This window comes from Actinoplanes sp. CA-142083 (assembly GCF_050942195.1).
Lineage (GTDB): Bacteria > Actinomycetota > Actinomycetes > Mycobacteriales > Micromonosporaceae > Actinoplanes.
Map to the genome: position 1 here is coordinate 9,761,834 of NZ_CP192076.1, position 21,501 is coordinate 9,783,334.

Annotated in this window: 20 protein-coding genes and 2 tRNA genes; 9 read left to right on the forward strand and 13 right to left on the reverse strand. The window is 70.3% G+C overall.

Going from position 1 to position 21,501, the window contains the following annotated elements:
* Positions 1 to 22: 22 nt before the first annotated feature.
* On the reverse strand, positions 23 to 844 hold the full coding sequence (locus tag ACQPZX_RS44955; RefSeq protein WP_433370151.1) for a phosphotransferase: 822 nt from the start codon (positions 842 to 844) through the stop codon (positions 23 to 25).
* Positions 845 to 961: 117 nt separating this feature from the next.
* Between ACQPZX_RS44955 and ACQPZX_RS44960 the strand changes: the two genes are divergently transcribed.
* From ACQPZX_RS44960 to ACQPZX_RS44975, 4 genes are read left to right on the forward strand one after another with little or no spacing between them, the layout of a single operon-like run.
* Complete coding sequence (locus ACQPZX_RS44960; RefSeq protein ID WP_433370154.1) at positions 962 to 1,687, forward strand: ABC transporter ATP-binding protein; 726 nt, start codon at positions 962 to 964, stop codon at positions 1,685 to 1,687.
* Entirely contained in the window at positions 1,684 to 2,439 is a 756-nt protein-coding gene (locus tag ACQPZX_RS44965; RefSeq protein WP_433370157.1) for an ABC transporter permease subunit, read from the forward strand. The genes ACQPZX_RS44960 and ACQPZX_RS44965 overlap by 4 nt, the downstream gene beginning before the upstream one ends.
* A gap of 13 nt (positions 2,440 to 2,452) precedes the next feature.
* The gene (locus ACQPZX_RS44970; protein WP_433370160.1) at positions 2,453 to 3,763 is read left to right on the forward strand and encodes a histidine kinase; all 1,311 of its coding nucleotides are present in this window, start codon (positions 2,453 to 2,455) and stop codon (positions 3,761 to 3,763) included.
* A gap of 14 nt (positions 3,764 to 3,777) precedes the next feature.
* Positions 3,778 to 4,422: a LuxR C-terminal-related transcriptional regulator gene (locus ACQPZX_RS44975; RefSeq protein WP_433370163.1), complete on the forward strand. Its 645-nt coding sequence runs from the start codon at positions 3,778 to 3,780 to the stop codon at positions 4,420 to 4,422.
* Positions 4,423 to 4,605: 183 nt separating this feature from the next.
* Here ACQPZX_RS44975 and ACQPZX_RS44980 read toward each other — a convergent pair.
* Together ACQPZX_RS44980 and ACQPZX_RS44985 are read right to left on the reverse strand one after the other, a co-directional pair.
* Positions 4,606 to 4,679, reverse strand: a tRNA-Met gene (locus ACQPZX_RS44980).
* A 33-nt stretch (positions 4,680 to 4,712) separates the two neighbouring features.
* Complete coding sequence (locus ACQPZX_RS44985) at positions 4,713 to 6,140, reverse strand: MFS transporter (RefSeq protein ID WP_433370166.1); 1,428 nt, start codon at positions 6,138 to 6,140, stop codon at positions 4,713 to 4,715.
* Between the two features lie 101 nt (positions 6,141 to 6,241).
* Between ACQPZX_RS44985 and ACQPZX_RS44990 the strand changes: the two genes are divergently transcribed.
* Entirely contained in the window at positions 6,242 to 6,625 is a 384-nt protein-coding gene (locus ACQPZX_RS44990) for a MarR family winged helix-turn-helix transcriptional regulator (protein ID WP_433370169.1), read from the forward strand.
* Between the two features lie 6 nt (positions 6,626 to 6,631).
* On the opposite strand, the gene ACQPZX_RS44995 is transcribed toward ACQPZX_RS44990, so the two are convergent.
* Entirely contained in the window at positions 6,632 to 6,883 is a 252-nt protein-coding gene (locus ACQPZX_RS44995) for a DUF4242 domain-containing protein (RefSeq protein ID WP_433370172.1), read from the reverse strand.
* A gap of 90 nt (positions 6,884 to 6,973) precedes the next feature.
* Entirely contained in the window at positions 6,974 to 9,754 is a 2,781-nt protein-coding gene (locus ACQPZX_RS45000; protein ID WP_433370175.1) for an ATP-binding protein, read from the reverse strand.
* Between the two features lie 80 nt (positions 9,755 to 9,834).
* Between ACQPZX_RS45000 and ACQPZX_RS45005 the strand changes: the two genes are divergently transcribed.
* A complete protein-coding gene (locus ACQPZX_RS45005; protein ID WP_433370178.1) occupies positions 9,835 to 10,953 on the forward strand; it encodes an RNA polymerase sigma factor in 1,119 nt (372 codons plus the stop codon).
* Here ACQPZX_RS45005 and ACQPZX_RS45010 read toward each other — a convergent pair.
* The 3 genes from ACQPZX_RS45010 to ACQPZX_RS45020 form a co-directional block, all read right to left on the reverse strand.
* Entirely contained in the window at positions 10,940 to 11,278 is a 339-nt protein-coding gene (locus ACQPZX_RS45010; RefSeq protein ID WP_433385872.1) for a YciI family protein, read from the reverse strand. The two genes, ACQPZX_RS45005 and ACQPZX_RS45010, sit on opposite strands and share 14 nt — an antisense overlap.
* A gap of 78 nt (positions 11,279 to 11,356) precedes the next feature.
* Entirely contained in the window at positions 11,357 to 11,887 is a 531-nt protein-coding gene (locus ACQPZX_RS45015; RefSeq protein ID WP_433370181.1) for a VOC family protein, read from the reverse strand.
* 110 nt (positions 11,888 to 11,997) lie between these two features.
* Entirely contained in the window at positions 11,998 to 13,299 is a 1,302-nt protein-coding gene (locus tag ACQPZX_RS45020) for a GDSL-type esterase/lipase family protein (RefSeq protein WP_433370184.1), read from the reverse strand.
* Positions 13,300 to 13,390: 91 nt separating this feature from the next.
* Here ACQPZX_RS45020 and ACQPZX_RS45025 point away from each other — a divergent pair, with 91 nt between their 5' ends.
* On the forward strand, positions 13,391 to 13,543 hold the full coding sequence (locus ACQPZX_RS45025; RefSeq protein ID WP_433370186.1) for a hypothetical protein: 153 nt from the start codon (positions 13,391 to 13,393) through the stop codon (positions 13,541 to 13,543).
* Here the strand turns inward: ACQPZX_RS45025 and ACQPZX_RS45030 are convergent.
* A complete protein-coding gene (locus ACQPZX_RS45030) occupies positions 13,540 to 14,388 on the reverse strand; it encodes a PIG-L family deacetylase (RefSeq protein ID WP_433370188.1) in 849 nt (282 codons plus the stop codon). The two genes, ACQPZX_RS45025 and ACQPZX_RS45030, sit on opposite strands and share 4 nt — an antisense overlap.
* Before the next feature lie 461 nt (positions 14,389 to 14,849).
* On the opposite strand from ACQPZX_RS45030, the gene ACQPZX_RS45035 reads away from it, so the two are divergent.
* Positions 14,850 to 15,062 (forward strand): putative signal transducing protein, encoded by a 213-nt coding sequence (locus ACQPZX_RS45035; protein WP_433370191.1) that lies wholly within the window; start codon positions 14,850 to 14,852, stop codon positions 15,060 to 15,062.
* A gap of 265 nt (positions 15,063 to 15,327) precedes the next feature.
* On the opposite strand, the gene ACQPZX_RS45040 is transcribed toward ACQPZX_RS45035, so the two are convergent.
* The 3 genes from ACQPZX_RS45040 to ACQPZX_RS45050 form a co-directional block, all read right to left on the reverse strand.
* Positions 15,328 to 15,401 (reverse strand) — tRNA-Met (locus ACQPZX_RS45040).
* 68 nt (positions 15,402 to 15,469) lie between these two features.
* Entirely contained in the window at positions 15,470 to 18,445 is a 2,976-nt protein-coding gene (locus ACQPZX_RS45045) for a UPF0182 family membrane protein (RefSeq protein WP_433370194.1), read from the reverse strand.
* A gap of 83 nt (positions 18,446 to 18,528) precedes the next feature.
* The gene (locus ACQPZX_RS45050) at positions 18,529 to 19,560 is read right to left on the reverse strand and encodes a YlbL family protein (RefSeq protein ID WP_433370197.1); all 1,032 of its coding nucleotides are present in this window, start codon (positions 19,558 to 19,560) and stop codon (positions 18,529 to 18,531) included.
* Positions 19,561 to 19,672: 112 nt separating this feature from the next.
* Here ACQPZX_RS45050 and ACQPZX_RS45055 point away from each other — a divergent pair, with 112 nt between their 5' ends.
* Positions 19,673 to 20,914 (forward strand): zinc-dependent metalloprotease, encoded by a 1,242-nt coding sequence (locus ACQPZX_RS45055; protein WP_433370200.1) that lies wholly within the window; start codon positions 19,673 to 19,675, stop codon positions 20,912 to 20,914.
* Here the strand turns inward: ACQPZX_RS45055 and ACQPZX_RS45060 are convergent.
* Complete coding sequence (locus ACQPZX_RS45060) at positions 20,911 to 21,501, reverse strand: hypothetical protein (RefSeq protein ID WP_433370203.1); 591 nt, start codon at positions 21,499 to 21,501, stop codon at positions 20,911 to 20,913. The genes ACQPZX_RS45055 and ACQPZX_RS45060 overlap by 4 nt on opposite strands.

The window sequence follows — 21,501 nt, forward strand, 5'->3', positions numbered from 1 at the left end:
CCCCACGACACTTTTGCCGATCTCACCGAACCTGCCCGGACCCCTCCCCTCCTGTGGCGCCCCCACCCCCGCTACCCCTCCCCTTTTGTCGCCCGCGGCCCCTCGACATCGCCACGGTGACCTGGGCGGAGAGCCACCCACGGACGTCATCGGCGCCGGCGCCGGTGAACACGTCGGGGTGGAGGCGCTGTTCGCGGGCCAGCCACAGCACCCGCATCGCCCGGTAGGCGGGCCGGTGGCCCGCCGCCGTCGCGGCTTCGGCGCACCGCTGCTCGGCGGCCGGGTCGTGGCGGCCCAGCCAGACCCCAAGCAGCGCCAGATCGGCGCCGGCCGGGTAGAGGCCGGCGAACTCGTAATCGATGAACGTCACGGGCCGCCCCGCCGCGCACAGGGCGTTGCTCGGCAGCGGATCGCCATGGCCGAACTCCGCGGGCGCGGCCGCGATCGCCGCCAGCAAGCCGTCCCGGTCTTCGGCGGGCAGGTCGCCGCTCGCGACATAGCGACGCGCCCGGGCCGCCCAGTCGGTGGCCGGAAGGCCCAACGGCCCGGGAGGCGGCCGCCAGGCAGCGAACAACGTGAGAGCCTCGATCATGCCGGCCACAGTTGCCGCGGGCAGCAGCGGCGGATAGCGCTCGGCGTGCGGCGTCGCACCCGGAAGGCGCTCGACCACCAGAACCGTCTCCCCGGCGTGATACGGCTCAGGCACGCGCCAGGTCGGCGGGCAGGAAGCGAAAACGCGATACGCCGAAACCTCGTGCGCGAACCGTTTGCGCCAATACGGCCGGTTGGTGGTGAGCCGCTTGGCGACCACCTCGTGACCGTGCCACCATCCGGCGACCGTCACCGCCTTGTCGCTTCGCCGCAACAGCTCGCCGACCACCAGTGGGGTGGGAAAACCCCCAGGCGGAGTCGGATGGTTTCCGGCTTCTCGCGGCCGGTGGCGCTGCCTAGCGTCGATCGTGTGATTGAACTACGCGAGTTGACCAAACGCTACGGCGACCGGGTCGCCGTCGACGGGCTCAGCGTCCAAGTCCAGCCGGGTGTGGTGACCGGCTTCCTCGGCCCGAACGGGTCCGGCAAGTCGACGACGATGCGGATGATTCTCGGCCTGGACGCCCCGGACCGGGGCGAGGCCCTGATCGACGGTGTCCCGTACGCGGACCTGCATTGGCCGTTGAAGGCGGTCGGCGCGCTCCTCGATGCCGGCGCTTTCCATCCCGGCCGCAGCGGCCGAGCGCACCTGGCCGCCCTGGCGGCGAGCAACGACATCCCCGGTTCCCGGGTCGAGCAGGTGCTGCGCATCGTGGGTCTGACCGACGCGGCGACGCGGCGCGCCGGCACGTACTCGCTCGGCATGCGCCAGCGGCTCGGCGTCGCGGTGGCGTTGCTCGGCGATCCGGGCGTCCTTCTTCTCGACGAGCCGGTCAACGGGCTGGACCCGGAGGGCATCCGCTGGATCCGGGGCCTGCTGCGCGGGCTCGCCGCCGAGGGGCGGACGGTGTTCGTGTCCAGCCACCTGATCGCCGAGATGGCGCTGACCGCCGACCGTCTCGTGGTCATCGGCCGTGGCCGGCTGCTGGCCGAGATGACCGTCGACGAGCTCACCGCCGGCGACGAAAGCCTGGAGGACGCCTTCTTCCGGCTCACCTCCCAGGTCACCGACTATCGCGGAGTAGGAGCGCCATGAAAAACGTAGCCCGCATGGAGTGGATCAAGCTGCGCAGCGTCCGGTCGACATGGTGGCTGGCGATCGCCGCCGTGGTCTCGATGGCCGCGACCGGGGCCGGGGTGGGACTCGGGTACCGGTCGCACACCCCCGTCGCCACCGCCGCCCAGATCCTGAACAACAGCCTCGGCGGCGCCATCATGGCTCAGTTGCTCCTCGGAGCGCTCGGCGTCCTGGTGGTGACCGGCGAGTACGGCACCGGGACGATTCGCTCGACGTTCGCGGCCGTACCGCGGCGCCGGATCGTCCTGGCCGCGAAGGCCGCCGTGTGCGGCGGCGCGGCGCTCGCCGTCGGCCTGTTCGCGAGCTTCGCCGGTTATCTGAGCGGACAGCTCGCGATCCGCGGCACCGCCATCCCGGCCGCTTCCCTCGCGGATCCGCCGATCCTGCGCGCGGTCCTGCTGACCGGCGCGTATCTGGGCGCCACCGCGCTGATCGGGGTCGGCATCGGGACGATCGTGCGGCATTCGGGCGCCGCGATCGGCACGCTGTTCGGCCTGATGTTCGTCCCGATGATCGTGGCCGGCCTGTTCGGCGAGAGCGGCATCGCGGTCGGCCGCTTCATCCCGGTGCTGATGCTGCTCAACTCGGTCGCGGTGACCTCGCCGATTCCCGGGCTGTTCGCCGGCTGGGTCAGCGTGCTGCTGATGTGCGGCTACGCCGCGATAGTGATCCTCGGCGGCGGTGTGCTGCTCAAACACCGCGACGCGTGAAGAGAAGCAACGCATGACCGGCGACAATGGGCTGATGACCGCGCTGCGCGCCCCGTTCACCATGCCGGCCCTGCGCCAGACGGTGTTCTGCGTCGCCGGCGTGGTCAGCGCGGCCGCGATCCTGGCCGTACCGATGATCCTCCCCGCCCTGGGCGGCCTCGTCCTCTGGGCGACCGGCGCCATGTCCCAGGAGCCCGCGCCCGTCGTCGCACCGGTGTTTCTGGTCCTGATTCCGCTCACCGTCGTGCTCGTCGTCGTGTTGGCCGCCCCGCTCGCCCGCGCGATGGGCGCCCTGCAGCGCCACCTCGCGGAGCGCCTGCTCGGCGAGCGCGTGGAAGCCTCGCCGACCCGGCCGGGCTGGCGCGCCGTCGGGTACTGCCTGCTCAAGGTCCCGCTGGCCATCCCACAGGGCTACGGCGCGTTCTGCTACGTCTTCGGCCTGGTCAACCTCAGCTACCCGGTGTGGTGGCCGCTGTTTCGCAACCACCCGCCCGGAACGACGCTCGGGCCGGTGTGGGCGCTGACCCCGTTCGGCACCATCGGCACCCGGACGTTCGCCGGAACGTTCCTCATCGCCGCGGCCGGCCTCGCCATGCTGTTCGTCGCACCGTGGCTGATGCGGGCCGGCACGGCACCGGATGTGGCCGCGATGCGGCGGCTGCTCGGTCCGCGCGGGCTCGCCGAGCGCGTCCGCGAACTGCAGGTCAGCCGGGCCCAGGCGATCGACGACGCGGCCGCGATGATGCGCCGGCTGGAACGCGATCTGCACGACGGCGCCCAGATCCGGCTGGCCACGCTGGCGATGAACCTCGGCATGGCGACCGAGAAGCTCGGCGCCGACGGCCCGCCACCCGACCTCGCGCAGGCCCGCGAGCTGGTCGCGCTCGCCCACCGCGGCGCGAAGGACGCCCTCGCCGACCTGCGCGACCTGGTGCGCGGCATCCACCCGCCGGTTCTCGACAACGGTCTCGGCGACGCGCTGGCGACGCTCGCGACGGGCAGCGCCATCCCGGTCACGGTGAGCGTCGAGCTGCCCGACCGCCCGGTGCCCGCGATCGAGACCATCGCCTACTTCTGCGCCTCCGAGCTGCTCGCGAACGCGGCCAAGCACAGCCGGGCGACCCGCATCGGCCTCGGCGTGGTCCGTTCCGGCGACCTTCTGACCCTCACCGTCGAGGACGACGGCGCCGGCGGAGCCAACCCGGACGGCCCGGGCCTGTTCGGCCTGTCCCGCCGCATCGCCGTGGTGGACGGCAAGATGCGCGTGCACAGTCCGGCCGGCGGCCCGACCCGGGTCGAGATCGAACTGCCCACACACGTGTGAACGGAGACGAGAGCATGCGGGTGGTGATCGCGGAGGACGCCGCGATGATGCGCGAGGGTCTGGTCCGCCTGCTGACCGACCGCGGTTTCGAGGTGTGCGCCGCGGTAGCCGACGCCGATGCGCTGCGGTCTGCGATCGCCGCCGACACACCGGACGTGGCCATCATCGACATCCGAATGCCACCGACCCACACCGACGAGGGCCTGCGCGCCGCGATCGACATCCGCCGCGACCACCCCGGCGTAGGCGTGCTGGTGTTCTCCCAATACGTAGAGACCCGCTACGCGACCCGCCTCCTGGCCGATCGCCCCACCGGAGTCGGCTACCTCCTGAAGGACCGGGTAGCCGACGTAGCCGACTTCGTGGACGCCCTGACCCGCGTGGCCAACGGCGGCACCGCCCTCGACCCGGAGGTAGTAGGCCACCTGATGCGAGCCGGCCAGAACACCACCGGCCTGACTTCGCTGACCCCGAGAGAGCGTGAGGTCCTCGAGCTGATGGCCGAGGGCCGATCCAACGCCGGTATCGCAGCGGCCCTGGTCATCACCCCCGGTGTCGTGGAGAAGCACGTGGCCAACATCTTCGCGAAACTAGGCCTGCCACCCTCAGACACCGACAACCGCCGAGTCCTGGCCGTCCTACGCCACGTAAGCAACTAGCACCGCCCCGACACCGCACCCCCCACCCAGCGCACCCCCCACCCAGCGCACCCCCCACCCAGCGCACCCCCCACCCAGCGCAACCCTCCGCACCGTGGGGGTTCGGGGGGCTCGGCCCCCCGGCAGATATGCGAAGAGGCCCCCGGCCCGCGCTTTCCGCGGACAGAGGGCCCCTAGGACTCGTAGCGGGGACAGGATTTGAACCTGCGACCTCTGGGTTATGAGCCCAGCGAGCTACCGAGCTGCTCCACCCCGCGTCGGTAGGACAAGCCTACCTCGCGGGGCAATCGCTATGCCGCCCGGGTCCGCATCACCCGCCCCACCAGCGGAATCACGTTCAGCAGCAGCCCGGCCACGGCCACACCCGTCACCAGGTTGAGCCCCGGGTGGAACTCCCCGAAGTCAGTCGCGGCCCCCGCCCCGGACGACACCAGCGCCGTGACCACGGCCAGCACCAGCGCGGTGCCCACCTGACCCGAAGACTGCACCAGCCCGGACGCCAGCCCCTGCTCCGAGTCGGCGATGCCGTCGGTGGCCTGGGCCATGATCGAGCTGAAGCCGAAGCCGAAGCCGCCGCCCAGCAGGATCATCGTGGGCAGGACCGTGACCAGGTAGTGCGGCTGGTTACCGGCGGTGGCCAGGAACCAGATGTAGCCGAGGCTGAGCGACACCATCGCGGTCACGATCAGCGGCCCGGTGCCGTAGCGATCGATGAGCTTGCCGACGAACGGGGAGCCGAAGGCCACGATCAGGCCGGCGGGCAGCAGCGCGAACGCCATCCGCAGCGGCGGCCATCCGAGGACGTCCTGCAGGTACAGGGTCATCATGAACTGGAAGCTCACGTACGAGCCCATCAGCGCGATCATGCTGGCGTTGGCCCGGACGATCGAGCCGATGCGCAGGATGCCCAGGCGCACGAGCGGGTGGCGCACCCGGTTCTCGGTGACCACGAAGCCGGCCAGCAGGACGACCGCCAGCACGAACATGCCGATGGTCAGCGGGTCGAGCCAGCCGCGGGTGGGCGCCGAGACCACCGTGTAGACGGCCAGCAGCATGCCCGAGATGAGCGTCGCCGCGCCCACGAGGTCGTGTCCGCCGTGCGCGGCGGGCTTGTCGCGGGGGATCAGCGCCATGCCGGCGACCAGCGCGGCCAGGGCCAGCGGGACCGGCACCAGGAAGTTCCACCGCCAGCCGAGGCTGGTGAGCAGGCCGCCGAGGATCAGGCCGGACGAGTAGCCGCTCGCGCCGAAGACGGTGAAGATCGACAGCGCCCGGTTGCGAGCGGGGCCCTCGGGGAACGTCGTGGTGAGGATCGACATGGCGGTCGGCGCGGTGAACGCGGCGGCGAGGCCCTTGACGAACCGGGTGGCGATGAGCAGGCCGCCGTCGTCGACGAGGCCGCCGACCAGGGACGCGACGGTGAAGACGGCGAGCGCGATCAGGAAGACGCGGCGCCGGCCGAGCAGGTCGGCGGTGCGGCCGCCGAGCAGCAGCAGGCCGCCGTAGCCGAGCACGTAGCCGTTGACGATCCACTGCAACGAGGTGGTGGACAGGCCCAGTTCGGAGCCGATGGACGGCAGGGCCACGCCGACCATGGAGACGTCGAGTCCGTCCAGGAAGAGGACGGCGCAGAGGACTGCGAGCACTCCCCAGAGCCGAGGTGTCCAGCGGAGCGAGACCGGCTCCGCGACGACTGGCAGGGGTTCCGTGATAGTCACGGCGGCGACGTTATATGCGTACGCATAGAATGACAACGCATTAGAGTCCTGCGCAACAAATGCTGGTGCATCGAAGGGCTAGCGCGAGTAGGATGCGCGGCATGGAGGCCGAAACCGAGCTTGTCGACCGGTGGCGGTCGCTGCTGTCCAGCTACAACATGGTCGCCGCGCAGCTCGAGCGCGCCCTGCAGGAGGCGCACGGCCTCACCCTGAGCGACTTCGAGACCCTCGACCGTCTCACCACCAGAGACTGTGACAAGCGACGCATGCAAGATCTCGCCGCCGCCATGTACCTCAGCCAGAGCGCCCTGTCCCGCACGGTCGCGCGCCTGGAGAAGAGCGGGCTGGTCGAGCGCACCCACTGCGTGGACGATCGGCGCGGCGTCTTCGTCGAGCTCACCGCCGCCGGCTTCGACCGGCACGCCGAGGCCCGCAAGACCCAGCTGGCCGTCCTCAACGAGCACCTGACGGCGGCGGTGAGCTAGAAGGGTTTACGACCCTTCCTGCACCTGGTAGATCTCGTCCGCGACCAGCCCGTGCGCCTCCCGGTGCACCGCCTCCGCGGCGTCCGCCGACGGCGCCTCCACCAGGCAGAAGATCTTGCCCTGCGCCTCGTCCACCCAGTACCGCAGGTAGGTCACGTCGTGCCGCCCCTGAGTCTGCAGATCGGCCAGGTGCGCCTTCGCCACGTCGTCGATCGTCACCCCGCCGCTCACGGAGTGAACATCCAGATAAATCGGCATTTCTCGCTCCTTGTCGCTGGCTACGAGAAGAACGTACGGCCGGGCGACAGCGAGGGGATCGGGATCGACTACCCACCTTCGCGCCGCGGGCTACCCATCTATCGGCGAGACCAGGCCCAACGACCTAGCCTGCGACGCCGCAGCCGACCGATTCGAAGCTCCGAGCTTGGCCAGCACCGCCGAAACGTGATGATCGACCGTCTTCCGCGCGATGACGAGTTGCGCCGCTATCTCGGCGTTCGTCCGCCCGGCGACCAGCAGGTCCAGCACCTCGTGCTCCCGCCGCGTCAACCCGATCGGATGCGCCCGGGTCGCGCCACGTGGCCCGGCCGGGATCGATCGCACGCCCAGCGCCCGCAACCGCAATCGCGCCATCCGTGCCGCCGGCAAAGCCCCAAGATCATTGAAAATCCCCAATGCCGTACGGAGTTCCGGCTCGTTCCCGGACAACAGCACCAGCCCCGCCTCGTACCGGCAGCCGATCCGCTCCCACTCCGCCGCGGCCCCGACGAGATCGTCCTTCAAGAACAATTCATGCGGCTTCGCGTACGACCCGGGCACCGTCACCAGCGAGAGCCTCCGGAGCCACGACGCCACCGAGCCACGCAACCACCCGTTGCCCTCGACAGCCGCATCGGCCGACAGCAGCGCCTCCCTCTGCGCCGCGACGGTGTCCCCGGACAGCCAGTACATCTCGGCCCGGCTCTGCCGCGCGCAGACGATCCACTGTGGCTCCCCCGACCCGTCGGCCGCCGCCGTGGCCTCGTCGAGCAGCTCCCAGACCCCGTCGTCGCCGCGCCGCCCGCGCACGGTCGCCAGCGCCAGCAGCGGGCTGATCCGGTTGATCGGCGACGCGTCGTACCGGGTCAGCAGCCGGCTCGCCAGCGCCGCCGACTCGTCCCACCGATCGGTGCGGGCCAGCGTCACCGAGTGCTCGCCGCGCATGCTCGTGCCGAAGGCCGACACGTCGCGCTCGTCGCAGTAGGCCAGCCCGTCGCGGTAGAACGGCTCGGCCTCCGCGTATCGCCGCTCGCAGACCAGCAGCCCGTACAGGTTGTGGTAGGCCCGCCCCACCTGCGAGTCGAGCCGGTGCGACAGCGCCACCTCCAGCGCCTCGCGCATCCCGTCGACCCAGGGCTCCCCGGCCGTCGCCGAGGCGCAGGCCCGGGTGTTCAGCGCGTCGCTCACGACCTCGTGCATCCCCAGCGACGACGCCACCTCGCGGGCCCGGGTGGCCAGCCGCGCCGCGTCGCCCAGCCGGTTCACCAGGGCCATCTGGCTGGCGAGGCGCGCATAGGCCCGGGCCAGCTCGGGCGTGTCACCCAGCGGGGACAGCAGTGCCACGGCCTCCTCCGCGGATGCCATGCCCTCGACGCCCCGGCACAGACTGACCATGGCCACCGACAAACGGCGGAGCGCGTCCCCTTCCCGTACGGGATGATCTGCCGCACGCCACAGAGCTCGCGCCCGCTCGGCCGCCGTGACCATGTCCTCGCCCCGGTCGACGAGTGAAAGCTCGTCGCCCAGCCGGTCGTGGAGCTCCGCCTGTTCCGCCGGCGGCAGCGCCCCGGCGAAGCGCAGCGCCCGCTCGTACTGCGCCGCCGCCTCCCGGCGCGACGCCAGCTCGGAGGCCCGGCGCGCGGCCCGGACCGCGTAGTGCAGCACCGCCGCGGTGTCCCGCGCGCCCTCGGCGTGGAAGGCCATCCCCGCGTCGTCGTCGCTGCCCAGCGCGCGTAGCCCGGCCAGGATCGACGCGTGGATGCGGCCGGTGCGATGCGCCGGGATCGACTGTTCGACCGCGAGCCGCGCCAGCTCGTGCCGGAACCGCAGCCACGGCCCGTCCCCGACCAGCAGCCCCGACGTCACCACCTCGTCGACCGGCGCAGCGTCGCCCGACAAGGCGGCCCTCGGCGCGGCGGCACCCGGCACGGCGAGCCCCGGCACGGCGGCCCCCAGCGCGGCGGCACCCGGCACGGCGAGCCCCGGCACGGCGGCCCCCAGCGCGGCGGCACCCGGCACGGCGGCACCCGGCACAGTGGCACCCGGCACGGCAAGCCCCGGCACGGCGGCCCCCAGCGCGGCGGCACCCGGCACGGCGGCACCCGGCGCGGGGACTCCCGCGTCGAGCAGTCTCGGATCGATCCGGCCGCCGATCAGCGCGCTCGTCTCGAGCACCCCGCGCGCCGCCTCGGAGAGGCCCGCCACCCGGGCCAGCACCGCGTCGCGCGCCGAGACCGGCACCGACGACGAGCCCGACCGCACCACCTCGGTCACGAAGAACGGGTTGCCGCCGGTCAGCTCGTAGAGCCCCGCGGCCGCCAGATCGCCGGCGAGCGCGCGGACCGCCTCCGGCGAGAGTGGATCGAGCCCGACCCGGCGCGTCGAGCGCAATGTGCCGAGCTCACCCACCGCAACCCGCACGGGGTCACCCGGCGCGAGCCCGTCGTCCCGGTAGGTCACGATGAGTAGCACCGCGAGGTTGCGCAGCCGCCGCGCCAGGAACCGGACCAGGTCGATGGTCGCCTCGTCGGCCCAGTGCAGATCCTCGATCACCAGCACGTCGAGGCCCGCCCCACCGACCGCCCGCAGCAGCGCGTCGAAGAGGTCGTCGCGGGCCATGCCCGCCACCTCCAGGCCCAGCGACGCGGCGATGTCGAAGAGCGGTCCCAGTGGCCGGGGCGTGAACAGCCCGTCGCACAGCCCCCACGACCAGCGGGCCTCCGGCACCCGCTCGGCGAGCGCCTCGACCAGGCTCGACTTGCCGATCCCGGCCTCGCCCGGCACCAGCACGAGACGGCCGTCGCCGGCCCGGGCCTGCGCCGCGTACTCGGCGAGGGAGGCCAGCGCGGCGTCGCGCTCCAACAGCGGCATGGGGTCCAGTCTGGCAAACTCCCAGCATGATCGATGTCCGCGCGGTCCTCGACGAGGCGTGGCGGTCCGATTCGCCCGGCATGCTGGGGGTGCTGGCCCGCCGGCTGGGCGATCTCGACCGCGCCGAGGAGTCGCTGCAGGACGCGGTCGCCGAGGCGCTGCGCCGCTGGCCCGGCGAGGGCGTTCCGGACAATGTGGCCGGTTGGCTGGTCACGACCGCGTGGCACCGGGCCGTCGACCGCCTGCGCCGGGAGGCCGCCGGGCGCGAGAAGCTGGCGCTTCTGGCCGCCTCGCCGCCGCCCGCGCCCACCGGCGACGACCGGCTGACGCTGATCTTCGCGTGCTGTCATCCGTCGTTGGCCGAGCCGGCTCAGATGGCGCTGACCCTCAACGCGGTCGCCGGCCTGCCCGCCGAGACCATCGCCGCCGCGTTCCTGCTGCCACCCGCGACCATGGCGCAGCGCCTTGTCCGGGCCAAGCGACGGCTGCGCGGCGTGAGCTTCGAGATCGACGATCCGGCGGCGCGCCTGCCCGCCGTACTCGGGATCGTTTATCTGATTTATAACGAGGGCCATCTCGGCGAGCGCTCGCTGGCGCGGGAGGCGCTCGATCTGGCCCGGCAATTGGCCGCCCTGCTGCCGGATTCCGCCGAGGCCGCGGGCCTGGCCGCCCTGCTGGAATTGCACGAGTCACGCGCCGCCGCCCGCGTGGATTCGCACGGACGCCTGATTCTGCTCGAGGATCAGGACCGTCGCCGGTGGGATCGCCCGCTCATCCGCAGCGCGCTGAATCGCCTGGCCAAGGCGGCCGCGCAGGACAGCCCCGGCCCCTATCAACTGGAAGCCGCGATTGCCGCGCTGCACGCGCTGGCGCCTTCCTATGCCGAAACGGATTGGCGATCGGTCCGCCGTCGCTATGACGATCTGGCGATTCTGCGCCCGTCCCCGATCGTGCGGCTGAGCCGGGCCGTCGCGACCAGCTTCGTCGACGGCCCGGCAGTCGCATTGTCCGAAGTGGATGCTCTCGCCGAGCGCCTGGAGAACTACCGCCTCTTCCACGCGACGAGGGCGGATCTGCTTTCCCGCCTCGGCCGCCGCGAAGAAGGCATTGACGCCCTTCGCCGGGCGCTCGCGCTCGCCACCAACGATGCCGAACGCGAGCTTCTCACCCGTCGATTGGCGAAGCTCAGCGCTCCATGACGGGCCGCACCTCGACCCGGTCGCCCAGCCGAATGCCCGGCCAGCCCGCCGCCACCGCGATCGCCTCGTCTATGTCGTCGGCCACGAGCATGATGAATCCGCCGACCACTTCCTTGATTTCCAGATAGGGCCCGTCGGTCACCGTGGGCTGCCCGTCCGGGCCCGGGCCGACCGTCTTGGCCGTGCTCGAATGCTGCAGCTCGGCCCCGCCCTGCTCGATTTTGCCGGCCTTATGCCACTTCTCCCACCAGGCATTGACCTCATCCATCAGCCCCGCGGCCTCGGCCGAGTCGAACCAATGCGACTCGTCCCCGGTCAGGATCATCACGTAACGCACACCCGCTCCTCTCGTCGTCCGTTCTCACCCCACCTGACGAACGGCGCCCGCGTCACTCGACACACTTCAAGAACGATTTTCGCCCGTCACGACTCGACTGACGTCGCTGTGGTCGCGGCCGCTCAGCTCTTTGTCGAGCGTCTCCTGCGCGTCCCGCATGGCCGCGGCGTACGGCGCCTCGCTCAGGCGGCGCATGCCCTCCTCGGGCGCGACCTCCTCGACCACCGCGCTGATCCACCAGATGTTGCCGAACGGGTCCCGTACGCGGCCGCCCCGCTGCCCGAACGCGTGGGTGGCCGACGCGGTCACCACCCGCGCCCCGGCGGCGACCGCGCGCTCGATCGCGGCGTCGGCATCGGCGACGAAGACTCGCAGCAGCGACGGCATGGCCGGCCAGTCCGCCCGCCGATCGAACGCGAGCAGGATCGTGTCACCCACTCGGATCTCGGCGTGGCCGATGCTGCCGTCCTGCAACGGCACCCGGGCCAGTTCCACCCCCTCGAACACGGCGGTGACGAAGTCCAGCAGCTTCCCGGTGTCCGGCGTGACGATCCACGGCGCGACGGTCGTGTACCCGGCGGGTGCGGTGCTTTCCACGCGAATCTCCTTGGCTCGGAACGGCTTGCGCCCAAGGTAGGTCGCGTTCAGGCCACTTTCTGTCCGCATTGCCGACGGCCGGGCCGCCCGTGAGCGGCCCGGCGCCGGAGTCAGCCGAGGATCGAGTGCAGCGGGATGTAGCGGCCGATCAGCTGATCGCCGGCCGCGTTGGGGTGGTAGCAGTCGTTGCGCAGGTCGGCGATCATCACCGTCGGATCGGCGGGGTCGCGCAGCACCGCGTCGAAGTCGAGGACGTCGTCGAAGACGTTCGACGTGCGGATCCACTGGTTGACCTCGAGGCGGGTGTTCTCCTTGGCGCTGCCCGCGGCGTTGCACATCGGCAGGATCGTGGACGCCACGATGCGAACCCCCCGGGCGTGCACCCGCGCCGCGATCGAGCGCATCGCGTCGATCACCTGCGCCGCCGAGGCCGGGGGCGCGTAGTCGCCGCCGCCGATGTCGTTGGTGCCCTCGAGCAGCAGCACCGAGCGCAGGCCGGGGACCGAGAGCACGTCGCGGTCGAGGCGCTGCGGCGCCGGCGGGCCACAGCACTGATTGGTGGGATCGTACGGGTTGGGCTGCACGCTGACCGTGTTGCCGGAGATGCCGGCGTTCGCCACGGCGAGCCGGGACTCGGCGGGCAGCGCGTCGAGCCGCTCGGCGAGCACGTCGGTCCACCGTTGGCCCGGAGGCCCGTACGCGTTGTAGCCGTCGGTGATCGAATCGCCCAGGGTGACCAGAGTCCCACGCGCCGCCGGTCGATCGGCGGTGACTAGATCCATCCACCATGTCTGGCCCGGGTGGTACCCCGTCGCGGTGCTGCCGGTGTTGCCGGGAATGACCGGGTAGCCGGGGAAAGCGTCATCGGACACCGCCGACGCCGTGTTGCCACCCGTTCCGATGTAGGACGCCGGCGGGTCGTATGCGAACGGCGGGAACGTGTGGTCGTTGACCGGGCCGCCCGGCGCGTAGACACTGACCGCCACGTCCTGCTGCGCGGCCACGGTCATCGACACCGCGTCGCTGACCACTTCCTGCCCCGGCGGGATCGTGACCGACCGCCCGCCACGGAACGTGATGCGCTTGTTGGACCCCGGCACCAGCCGTGCCGAACCCGGCGCCACCGTCCGCCCCGCCCAGGCCTCCTTGATGACCACCGGAGACGCGCCGAACGGGTTTCCGAAGCGCACCCGGATCCCGCTGCCGGAGACCGAGACGCGAGCGATCTGGCGCACGGTCGCATCCGGCGCGACGCCGTGCACACCTTCCAGGGAAGCCGACCAGATGCCCGCGGCACCGAGGACCGGCGGCGACCCGCCCGCGCTCGCGGACGGACCGGAATAGCCGAACAGCGCGGCGGCGCACAACCCGAGGATCAGGCCGACGATCGACCGGCGACGAAGACTGCGCACAGTGATCACCTCCATATTCCCCGCCATATTGACACAGGTCACTGCCTGTTGGGCAGTGCCCGCCGCCGATCCTCATGCGAGGCTTCCGAGCATGGCGCCATTCCGCACCCCCATCGACGATGCGCGCCCGTCCCGCTCCAAGCCCGACCGCGGGGTGGTGACCACCAGCGTGGCGTTACTCAATCAGCACGACCAGCCGGTCCTGACCCTCACGGCCATCAACTTCCTGTTGCGCCGGCCTTAGTCACCGGTACGGATGCTCCGCGAGAACCGAGGCGCGTAGAAGTTCCCCAGACAGGCCCGCGCCGTCTGGCAGACCTTCGAATCGAACGGCGCATACGCGAGGAAGTACCCCAGCTTCGCGTCCCGCGCGTCATCGCCCAGGTTGGCCGGCGCGTTCTCCACCGGATATCCCATGAACCCGCTGATCTCGTGCGGCCACGAGTAGTTACGCTGCGCCGCGAACGTGAAGTAGCCAACCGTGTGGTGATCGGCGTGGTCCCCGTCCCCGTAGCGCCCTTCGTAGTCAAGCGTCCGGATCTCGTCGGGCTGGTACTTGTTCATCAACGCCGTCAACGTCCCCAGCAGCGCCGACCGGGTGTACCGATCCCCGTCGTCCACAGTCCGCAGATTGAACAGTTCCCCCCGCCACAGCCGCCGCAGCCCATCCACCGGCCGCCCCGGCGACGTGCTGGCATCAGGCAGTCGCAAGAACACCAGCGACACGCGCCCCCCACCCAGCGTGAACCGAGCCGCAGACCGCCCGCCGATCACGACTTTGTCCTCAGCCCACCACTCCGAGGACCCCGTCATGGCCGAGTAGGCCCGCCGGGCGCCTTTCTCCCGCCCCAGCCAGTAGCTACGCGCCCGCCCAGCGTCCCCCGCAGTCACGTAAACGGTCACCACACACTTGCCGGCAGCCAGATCCGCGCTGACCACAGGATTGATAAACAACAAGTCATCATCCTGATGCGCAACAACATTCATGCTGCGCCCAGCCGCACATTCCTCGTCGCCGCTCACGCTGGCCACAGCTTCTTCCCGACGCACCAAGCGCGACACGGGACCGATACCGCTGTAGTCAGTCAACGCCGCAGCTTGCCCGCCACCAACCCAGGCTGCCCCCGAGCTCTGCCGACCAACAGCCGCAGCCGCCTGCCCACTCTCCGGAACACCACAGGAAGCAACAAGCCCTCCCGCCAGCACAGCAGCCACCACTCCCCAGGCGCGCTTGCCCCGACCCCACCCGACCACCCGATGCCCCCTCAGTAACCCACCACTGGCACCGCCCCCTTTCGACCACCCAAACCCCCGCTTAACACCCCTCCCCCACCTACAACCGACAAGCACCCCCAACCCCAGAACGCCTCCACCGCACGACGACACCAGCAGCCCGTTCGAAACGCCCCACCTGCAACGTCAGGCACCCCACCCCACCCGCGCCGCACACCCAGTCCGCTACACACCCAGTCCGCTCGATCGACACCCCCGGTATGTGGCCAGGGTCGCTCCCTGGTGTCAGACATCCCCAAACACGGAAAGCTGACCCCATGGACTTCACAGAGCTGGTAACAGTGGCAGTAGTAGACAGCCGAATAGAGGCAGAGCTGATAGCCGGCCTCTTAAGAAGCAACGGCATCAAAACAGGGGTAAACGCAGACGACGCCGGAGCCCAGGAACCGGCCCTACAACTACAGGGCGTACAGGTCCTGGTAGCCACCCAAGACGCCGAAGAGGCCAGAAAAATCCTCGCAGCCCGCTAACGACGCGAAGCGAGGCAGGCCCCCCACCCCAGCGCAGCCCCCCACCCAGCGCAACCTTCCGCACCGTGGGGGGTTCGGGCCGCCTAGGCCCAGCCCCCACCAAGCGCAACCTTCCGCACCGTGGGGGGTTCGGGGCGCCTAGGCCCAGCCCCCACCAAGCGCAACCTTCCGCACCGTGGGGGGTTCGGGGGGCTCGGCCCCCCGGCAGACATGCGAAGAGGCCCCCGGCCCGCGCTTTCCGCGGACAGAGGGCCCCTAGGACTCGTAGCGGGGACAGGATTTGAACCTGCGACCTCTGGGTTATGAGCCCAGCGAGCTACCGAGCTGCTCCACCCCGCGTCGGCTTGTTAACACTAGCGCAACCCGGAGGCCGCCTGCAAAACGGCCCCCGGGTTGCGCTCGTCACCTCAGCCGCCCGGCGTCGCCGACGGGCTGGCGGATCCGGATGGGCTGGCCGAGCCCGATGGTGTCGGTGTCGCCGTCCCGGACGCGGCGGCCTGCTGGGCGGCCTGGAACTTGGCCATGGCGGTTTCGAGCTGCTGGAGCGCCTCGCCGTACTTCGCGAAGTCGCCGGACTGCTGGGCCGTCCGCACGTTGTCGATGGCCTGGTCGACCTCGGCCGCGGCCGCGGCCAGTTCCGAGTTCAGGTTGGCGGGCGGCGCGTTGCCACTGTTGTTGTTATTGCCGGTCTGGCCCTGGTTGCCGCTCTGCGGCGGCTGGCCGGCGTTGGCCTGTTTACCCTGGGTTACCAGGGCGTCGAGGCCTTCCTTGAGGTTGTTGGCCAGGACCACGTAGGTGCCGCCGTCGCCGTACGACATCAGGACTTTCTGCAGCAGCGGGGCCGCGCTTTCCTGGTTGCCGGTTTTCACGTAGACGGGCTCGACGTACAGGATGCCGCTCTCCACCGGCAGCGAGATCAGGTTTCCGTAGAGGACCTGTGCCTGGTTGTTGTTGGTGGAGAGCAGGCTGAGCTGCTGTCTGACCGCGGCGTTGTTGGTCATCTTCTGATGGACCTGTACCGGTCCGGGGATGACCGTCTGGTCGGGTAGCTCGAGGACCTCGAGTTTGGGTTGGTTGTCGACGTACGAACCGCTTATCAACGCCGCGAGGTTTTCCCGGTTGGCGGGTGTGACGCCGGCGGTGAGCTGGAACCTGGTCTCTTTTTGTTCGGGCAGCTGCACGTTGAGGTAGAACGGCGGCTGTTTCACGTTGCTCGACGGCGCGTCGGGCGCGTTCGGGACCTGCCAGAAGTCCTGGCCGCTGAAGAACGCCCGCGGGTCGGTGACGTGGAACTTGGTGAGCAGGTTGCGCTGCACCTTGAACAGGTCCTGCGGGTAGCGGAAGTGGGCCTCGAGGGAGGCCGGCGTGTCCGCCTTGGGGACGATCAGGTGCCCCCCGAAGGCCTTGTTCCACGCCTTGAGGATCGGGTCCTTGTCGTCGAACTGGTACAGCTTCACCGTGCCGTCGTACGCGTCGACCGTGGCCTTGACCGAGTTGCGCATGTAGTTGACGTCGTCGCGGGCGAGGGCGAACTGCCCCTGGCCGGTGAGCTCGTCGCGCGTCTCGTTCGCCAGGTTGATCTTCTGCGAGTACGGGTAGCTGTTGGACGTCGTGTACCCGTCGAGGATCCAGACGATCCGGCCGTCGACCGCCGCCGGGTACGGGTCGCCGTCGATGGTCAGGAACGGCGCGACCTTTTCCACGCGGGAGCGCGGGTCGCGGATGTACATGAGCTTCGAGTTGTCGTTGACCGCGTCGGAGAGCAGGAAGTTGCTCTCGGTCAGCTTGATCGAGAAGACCAGCTTGCGGAAGAACGAGCCGATCGGCACGCCGCCCTTCCCGTCGTACGTGTAAAGCTCTTCGGCGTTGTTGTTCTCTTCCTGCGGCCGGTCGAACTCGACGTTCTTGTTCTTGTCGGCCTGACCGACGATGGCGTACTCGGTGGACTGCTCGCCGTAGTAGATGCGCGGCTGCTGGACCTTGATCTCGTCGGTTTTCGCCGAGCAGCCGGGCGGGCGGTCGTCGCCGAGGAAGCCGGAGACGAAGAACGGCAGGCCACCACAGACGACCTCGTTGGCCGGCGCCGCCACCAGGCCGTAGCCGTGGGTGTAGACGGTGTGCCGGTTGAGCCAGTTGCGCTGCTGCGGGGTCAGCTTGTCGTCGTTGATCTCGCGGGCGCCCACGACGTAGTCGGCGGTCTTGCTGTTGATCGTGTACCGGTCGACGTCGAGCTTCTTGCCGAAATCGTAGAAGCCGCGGGACTGCTGCGACTGCGTGAACGCCTGGGAGACCAACTGCGGGTCGACCAGCCGGGCGTTCTGCGCGCTGGTGTCGCTGGCCAGGGTGGCCGGTGGCACCACGTTGTTGGCCTGATATCGATCTTGTTCGGTGGTTTCCAGGCCGAAGGCGGCCCGGGTCGCGTTGATCGACCGTTGGATGTACGGCGCTTCCTTGTCGGCGAGGCTGGGCTTCACCGAGAAATTCTGCACGGCGAGCGGGTAGATGCCGCCGATCGCGACCGCCGAGATGGCCAGCAGCGCCAGCGATACGCCCGGCCAGACGAGGTTGCGCATGCCCGCGTTGGAGAACACGATGATCGCGATCGCCACCACGATGGAGATGTAGGCGAGGATCTCCTTGGCCGGCAACAGCGCGTTGACGTCGGTGTAGCCGGCGCCGTAGAGGCCCGGCGACACGTGCTGCTCGAGCAGCAGGGCACGCCTGTCCAACACGTACGCGACGGCCTTGAGCAGCACGAAGACGGCGACCAGCGTGGTCAGGTGCGCCCGCGCGGCGGTTGTCATGCGGTCGCCGACCCCCTGCAGGCGCACGCCGCCGAAGACGTAGTGGACGGCGAGCGCGCCGAGCACCGAGAGGACCACCGCGGTGAACGCGACGCCGAGAAGGTAGCGCCAGAACGGGTACTCGAAGATGTAGAACCCGATGTCCACCTTGAACTGCGGGTCGTCGACGTTGAACGGCTGCGAGTTGCGGAAGAGCATCCACTCCTTCCACTGGCCTTGGGCGGACAGGCCGGCGAAGAAGCCGATGATCACGCAGAGTACGGCGATCCAGGTGCCCAGGCGCGGGGCGATCACCATCCGGTAACGCTCGAGCGTGGCCTGCTCGGCCGAGTGCGGGCGCAGGAGCGGACGCAGCCGGTAGGCGAGGTAGAGGTTTGCGCCGATGATCAACGCGACCGCGAGGCCGATGATCACGAAAAGAAGCAGCCGGGTCAGCAGCACGCCGGAGAAGACGTTGACGAAGTCGACCTCGTGGAACCAGAGGTAGTCGGTGTACGCGTCGATGCCCCAGCCGAGCAGCGTGAATAAGAGGAAGACCCCGACCAGGACGCCGACCGTGACGCGACCGCGCCGGCTCATCCTCGGTAGAGGGCTGTTACGCATGACCAACGTGGGCTCCACACATCATTTGGGGCAACCGGTGTCTCACATTACGACATCTGTCACGACGCCGAGCACGGCTTCGGGGTGCCACCGCTGGTGAAGGTCTTGAGCGCCGTCAGGGCGTCGTCCACCGTGGCCACCTCGGCCATCGGAAGTCCGTCCACGGCGTTCTTGAGCGCTTCGGCGCAGTTGTCCTTGGGCACCAGGAAGATTTGAGCGCCGGCGCCCTTGGCGCCGACCAGCTTCTGGGGGATGCCGCCGATCGGTCCGACGTTGCCGTCGTCGTCGATCGTGCCGGTTCCCGCAATGATCTTGCCGCCGGTGAGGTCCTCCGGCTCGAGTTTGTCCATGATCCCGAGCGTGAACATGAGTCCGGCGCTCGGGCCGCCGATCTTGTCGAGATCGATCTCGACCTTGTACGGCGAGTCCTGCTTGGTGTCGATCCCGATACCCAGGCGCGGCGTCTTGCCGTCCTCGGGGTCGGCCTTCGTCGTGATCTTGGCAGTGCCCGCCTTGCCGGCCCGCGTGTAGGCGATCGTGAAGGTCGTGCCGGCCGGCTTGGCCCGGACGACGTCGGTGAGCGTCGCCGGGCTGACGACCTTGGTGCCGTCCACAGCGGTGATCACGTCGTTGGCCTGCAGCAGGCCGGTCGCGGCGCCGCCCGCGGTCACGTCCTTCACGTACGTCTGGACGGGGTACCCCAGCTTGGACAGCGCGACCGTGACCGCGCTGTCCTGCGACTTGGTCCACTCCTGCGCGTTCTGCTGCTCGACCTGCTTCTCGGTCTGGCCGGGCGGATAGATCAGCGCGCGCGGCACGACCGCGTCCTTCTTGCTGAACCAGCTGCTGATCGCCCACACCAGCTCGACCTGGGACTGCACGTTCACGGTGGTCAGGCGAAGCTGCCCGGCCGACTCCGTCGTCTTCCCGTTCGTCACCTGGATCACCTCGGTGCCGTTGCTGGTACCGAGTGTGTTCACCGTCGGGCCCGGCTTCAGCACGACGTACGGCAGCGGCGCCGCCATGACACCGACGGCGAAGAGCGCGGTGAGCAGGGCGCCGAGGATGACTGTGACACCGCGACGTCTCATGCGCGTGAGACTATCGTCCCCACCTGAGCGAACTCTGAGCTGGCAGCGCGTTCTCTCTGAGCTGACACGGCCATCGGTCCGCGGGGTGCGTTTCGCGCGTACGGTTGACTACGTGCCTGATATCCCGTTCGGCTTCTCCCTGCCGGGCGCCCAGCCGCCCGACCCCTCCGACCCGCAGCAGATGCAGCAGTTCATGGCGCAGCTGCAGCAGATGTTCGCCGGCGGCCCCGGCAGCGGCCCGGTGAACTGGGACCTGGCCCGGCAGGTCGCGGCCAGCCAGCTCGCCGCGTCCGGCGACCCCGCGGTCAACATGTTCGAGCGCCACCAGGTCGAGGAGAGCCTCCGCCTCGCCGACCTGTGGCTCGACCCCGTCTCGGCGCTGCCCAGCGGCATCCGCGTGGCCGCCGCGTGGAACCGCAACGAGTGGATCTACAACACCCTCGAGGTGTGGAAGAAACTGTGCGACCCGATCGCGGGCCGCATGGTCGGCGCCATGGGCGATCTCGTCCCCGACGAGGCCAAGGCCCAGCTCGGCCCCATGCAGTCGATGGTCGCCACCCTTGGCGGCGCGCTCTTCGGCGGCCAGCTCGGGCAGGCGCTCGGCCAGCTCGCGGCCGAGGTGCTCTCGGCCGGCGACATCGGCCTTCCGCTCGGTCCGACCGGCACGGCCGCGCTGGTGCCGGCCAACATCAAGGCGTACGGCGAGGGCCTCGAGCTCCCGGAGGACCAGGTCCGGCTGTACGTGGCCCTGCGCGAGGCGGCGCACCAGCGCCTCTTCGGGCACGTCCCGTGGCTGCGCGCCCACGTGCTGAGCGCCGTCGAGACGTACGCGAACGGCATCACCGTGAATCGCGAGGCGATCGAGGAGGCGATGAGCCGCGTCGACCCCAGCGACCCCGAGTCGATGCAGGCCATGGCGCTCGAGGGCATCTTCACGCCCGAGGACACCCCGCAGCAGAAGGCTTCGCTGGCTCGTCTCGAGACGGCGCTCGCGCTGATCGAGGGCTGGGTCGGCCACGTGGTCGACACCGCCGCCGGGGATCGCCTGCCCAGCGTGGCGGCCCTCGGTGAGGCGTTCCGCCGCCGCCGGGCCGCGGGCGGGCCGGCCGAGCAGACCTTCGCCGCGCTGGTCGGTCTCGAGCTGCGTCCGCGCCGGTTGCGCGAGGCCGGCGCGCTGTGGACGGCCGTCACCGAGCACCGCGGCATCCAGGGCCGCGACGCGCTGTGGGGTCACCCCGACCTGCTGCCCACCGACGACGACTTCGCCAACCCGCAGGCGTTCGCCCAGACCTCGCTGGACTGGGACCTCAGCGAGCTGGACGACCTGGGCAAAGGCCCCGAGGAGGAGTCCTAGCCGCCGAGGAGGGCCCGGGTGTTCTCCCAGCCCTCCAGGGCCGGATCGAGCGAGGCAAGCTCGGCCGGCCCGCGCAGGCGCCGCCACTCGGGGGTGGAAGTCACATCCCCGGGGCGCGGCGCCTTTTTGCGCAACAGCTGAGCCGACGCGCTGTCGAGGTCGTGGTCGGCCAGCCAGTCGGGCACCGGCAGGCTGGTGGCCACGCCCAGAAGGCCGGATCCCCCGGAGGCGACGGCCACGGCCTTGTTGTCCAGGGGTTGGAGCAGCTTGCCGAGGATCATGCCGGGGACGTCGGGCGCGTCGGCCGCGATGACAGCCGCTTGGTCGAAGCCGTCGGCCGCCGCGGCCGCAAGAACCGGCAAATAGGTCGCGGTCGGGATCTCGTAGACGCGCATGCCGGGCCAGGCGATCTCCTCGGCCAGCTTGCGGTCGCCGGGCGTGGCGGCGATGGCCGCCTCGGCCTGGGCGAGCCGGGCGAGCAGGTCGACCACGTCCTCGGCCAGGGCCGTGCGCCAGGCCTCGAGATCGACGCCGGGCGGACTCCACTGCACCGGCACCAGCAGAGCAGCCACCACCCGTCGCGTCAC

Coding starts and splice junctions, on each gene's coding strand:
- ACQPZX_RS44965 (WP_433370157.1), top strand. CDS start 1,684: ATGAAAAACGTAGCCCGCATGGAGTGGATCAAGCTGCGCAGCGTCCGG.
- ACQPZX_RS44970 (WP_433370160.1), top strand. CDS start 2,453: ATGACCGGCGACAATGGGCTGATGACCGCGCTGCGCGCCCCGTTCACC.
- ACQPZX_RS44975 (WP_433370163.1), top strand. CDS start 3,778: ATGCGGGTGGTGATCGCGGAGGACGCCGCGATGATGCGCGAGGGTCTG.
- ACQPZX_RS44990 (WP_433370169.1), top strand. CDS start 6,242: ATGGAGGCCGAAACCGAGCTTGTCGACCGGTGGCGGTCGCTGCTGTCC.
- ACQPZX_RS44995 (WP_433370172.1), bottom strand. CDS start 6,883: ATGCCGATTTATCTGGATGTTCACTCCGTGAGCGGCGGGGTGACGATC.
- ACQPZX_RS45000 (WP_433370175.1), bottom strand. CDS start 9,754: ATGCCGCTGTTGGAGCGCGACGCCGCGCTGGCCTCCCTCGCCGAGTAC.
- ACQPZX_RS45005 (WP_433370178.1), top strand. CDS start 9,835: ATGCTGGGGGTGCTGGCCCGCCGGCTGGGCGATCTCGACCGCGCCGAG.
- ACQPZX_RS45010 (WP_433385872.1), bottom strand. CDS start 11,278: ATGATCCTGACCGGGGACGAGTCGCATTGGTTCGACTCGGCCGAGGCC.
- ACQPZX_RS45025 (WP_433370186.1), top strand. CDS start 13,391: ATGGCGCCATTCCGCACCCCCATCGACGATGCGCGCCCGTCCCGCTCC.
- ACQPZX_RS45035 (WP_433370191.1), top strand. CDS start 14,850: ATGGACTTCACAGAGCTGGTAACAGTGGCAGTAGTAGACAGCCGAATA.
- ACQPZX_RS45045 (WP_433370194.1), bottom strand. CDS start 18,445: ATGAGCCGGCGCGGTCGCGTCACGGTCGGCGTCCTGGTCGGGGTCTTC.
- ACQPZX_RS45050 (WP_433370197.1), bottom strand. CDS start 19,560: ATGAGACGTCGCGGTGTCACAGTCATCCTCGGCGCCCTGCTCACCGCG.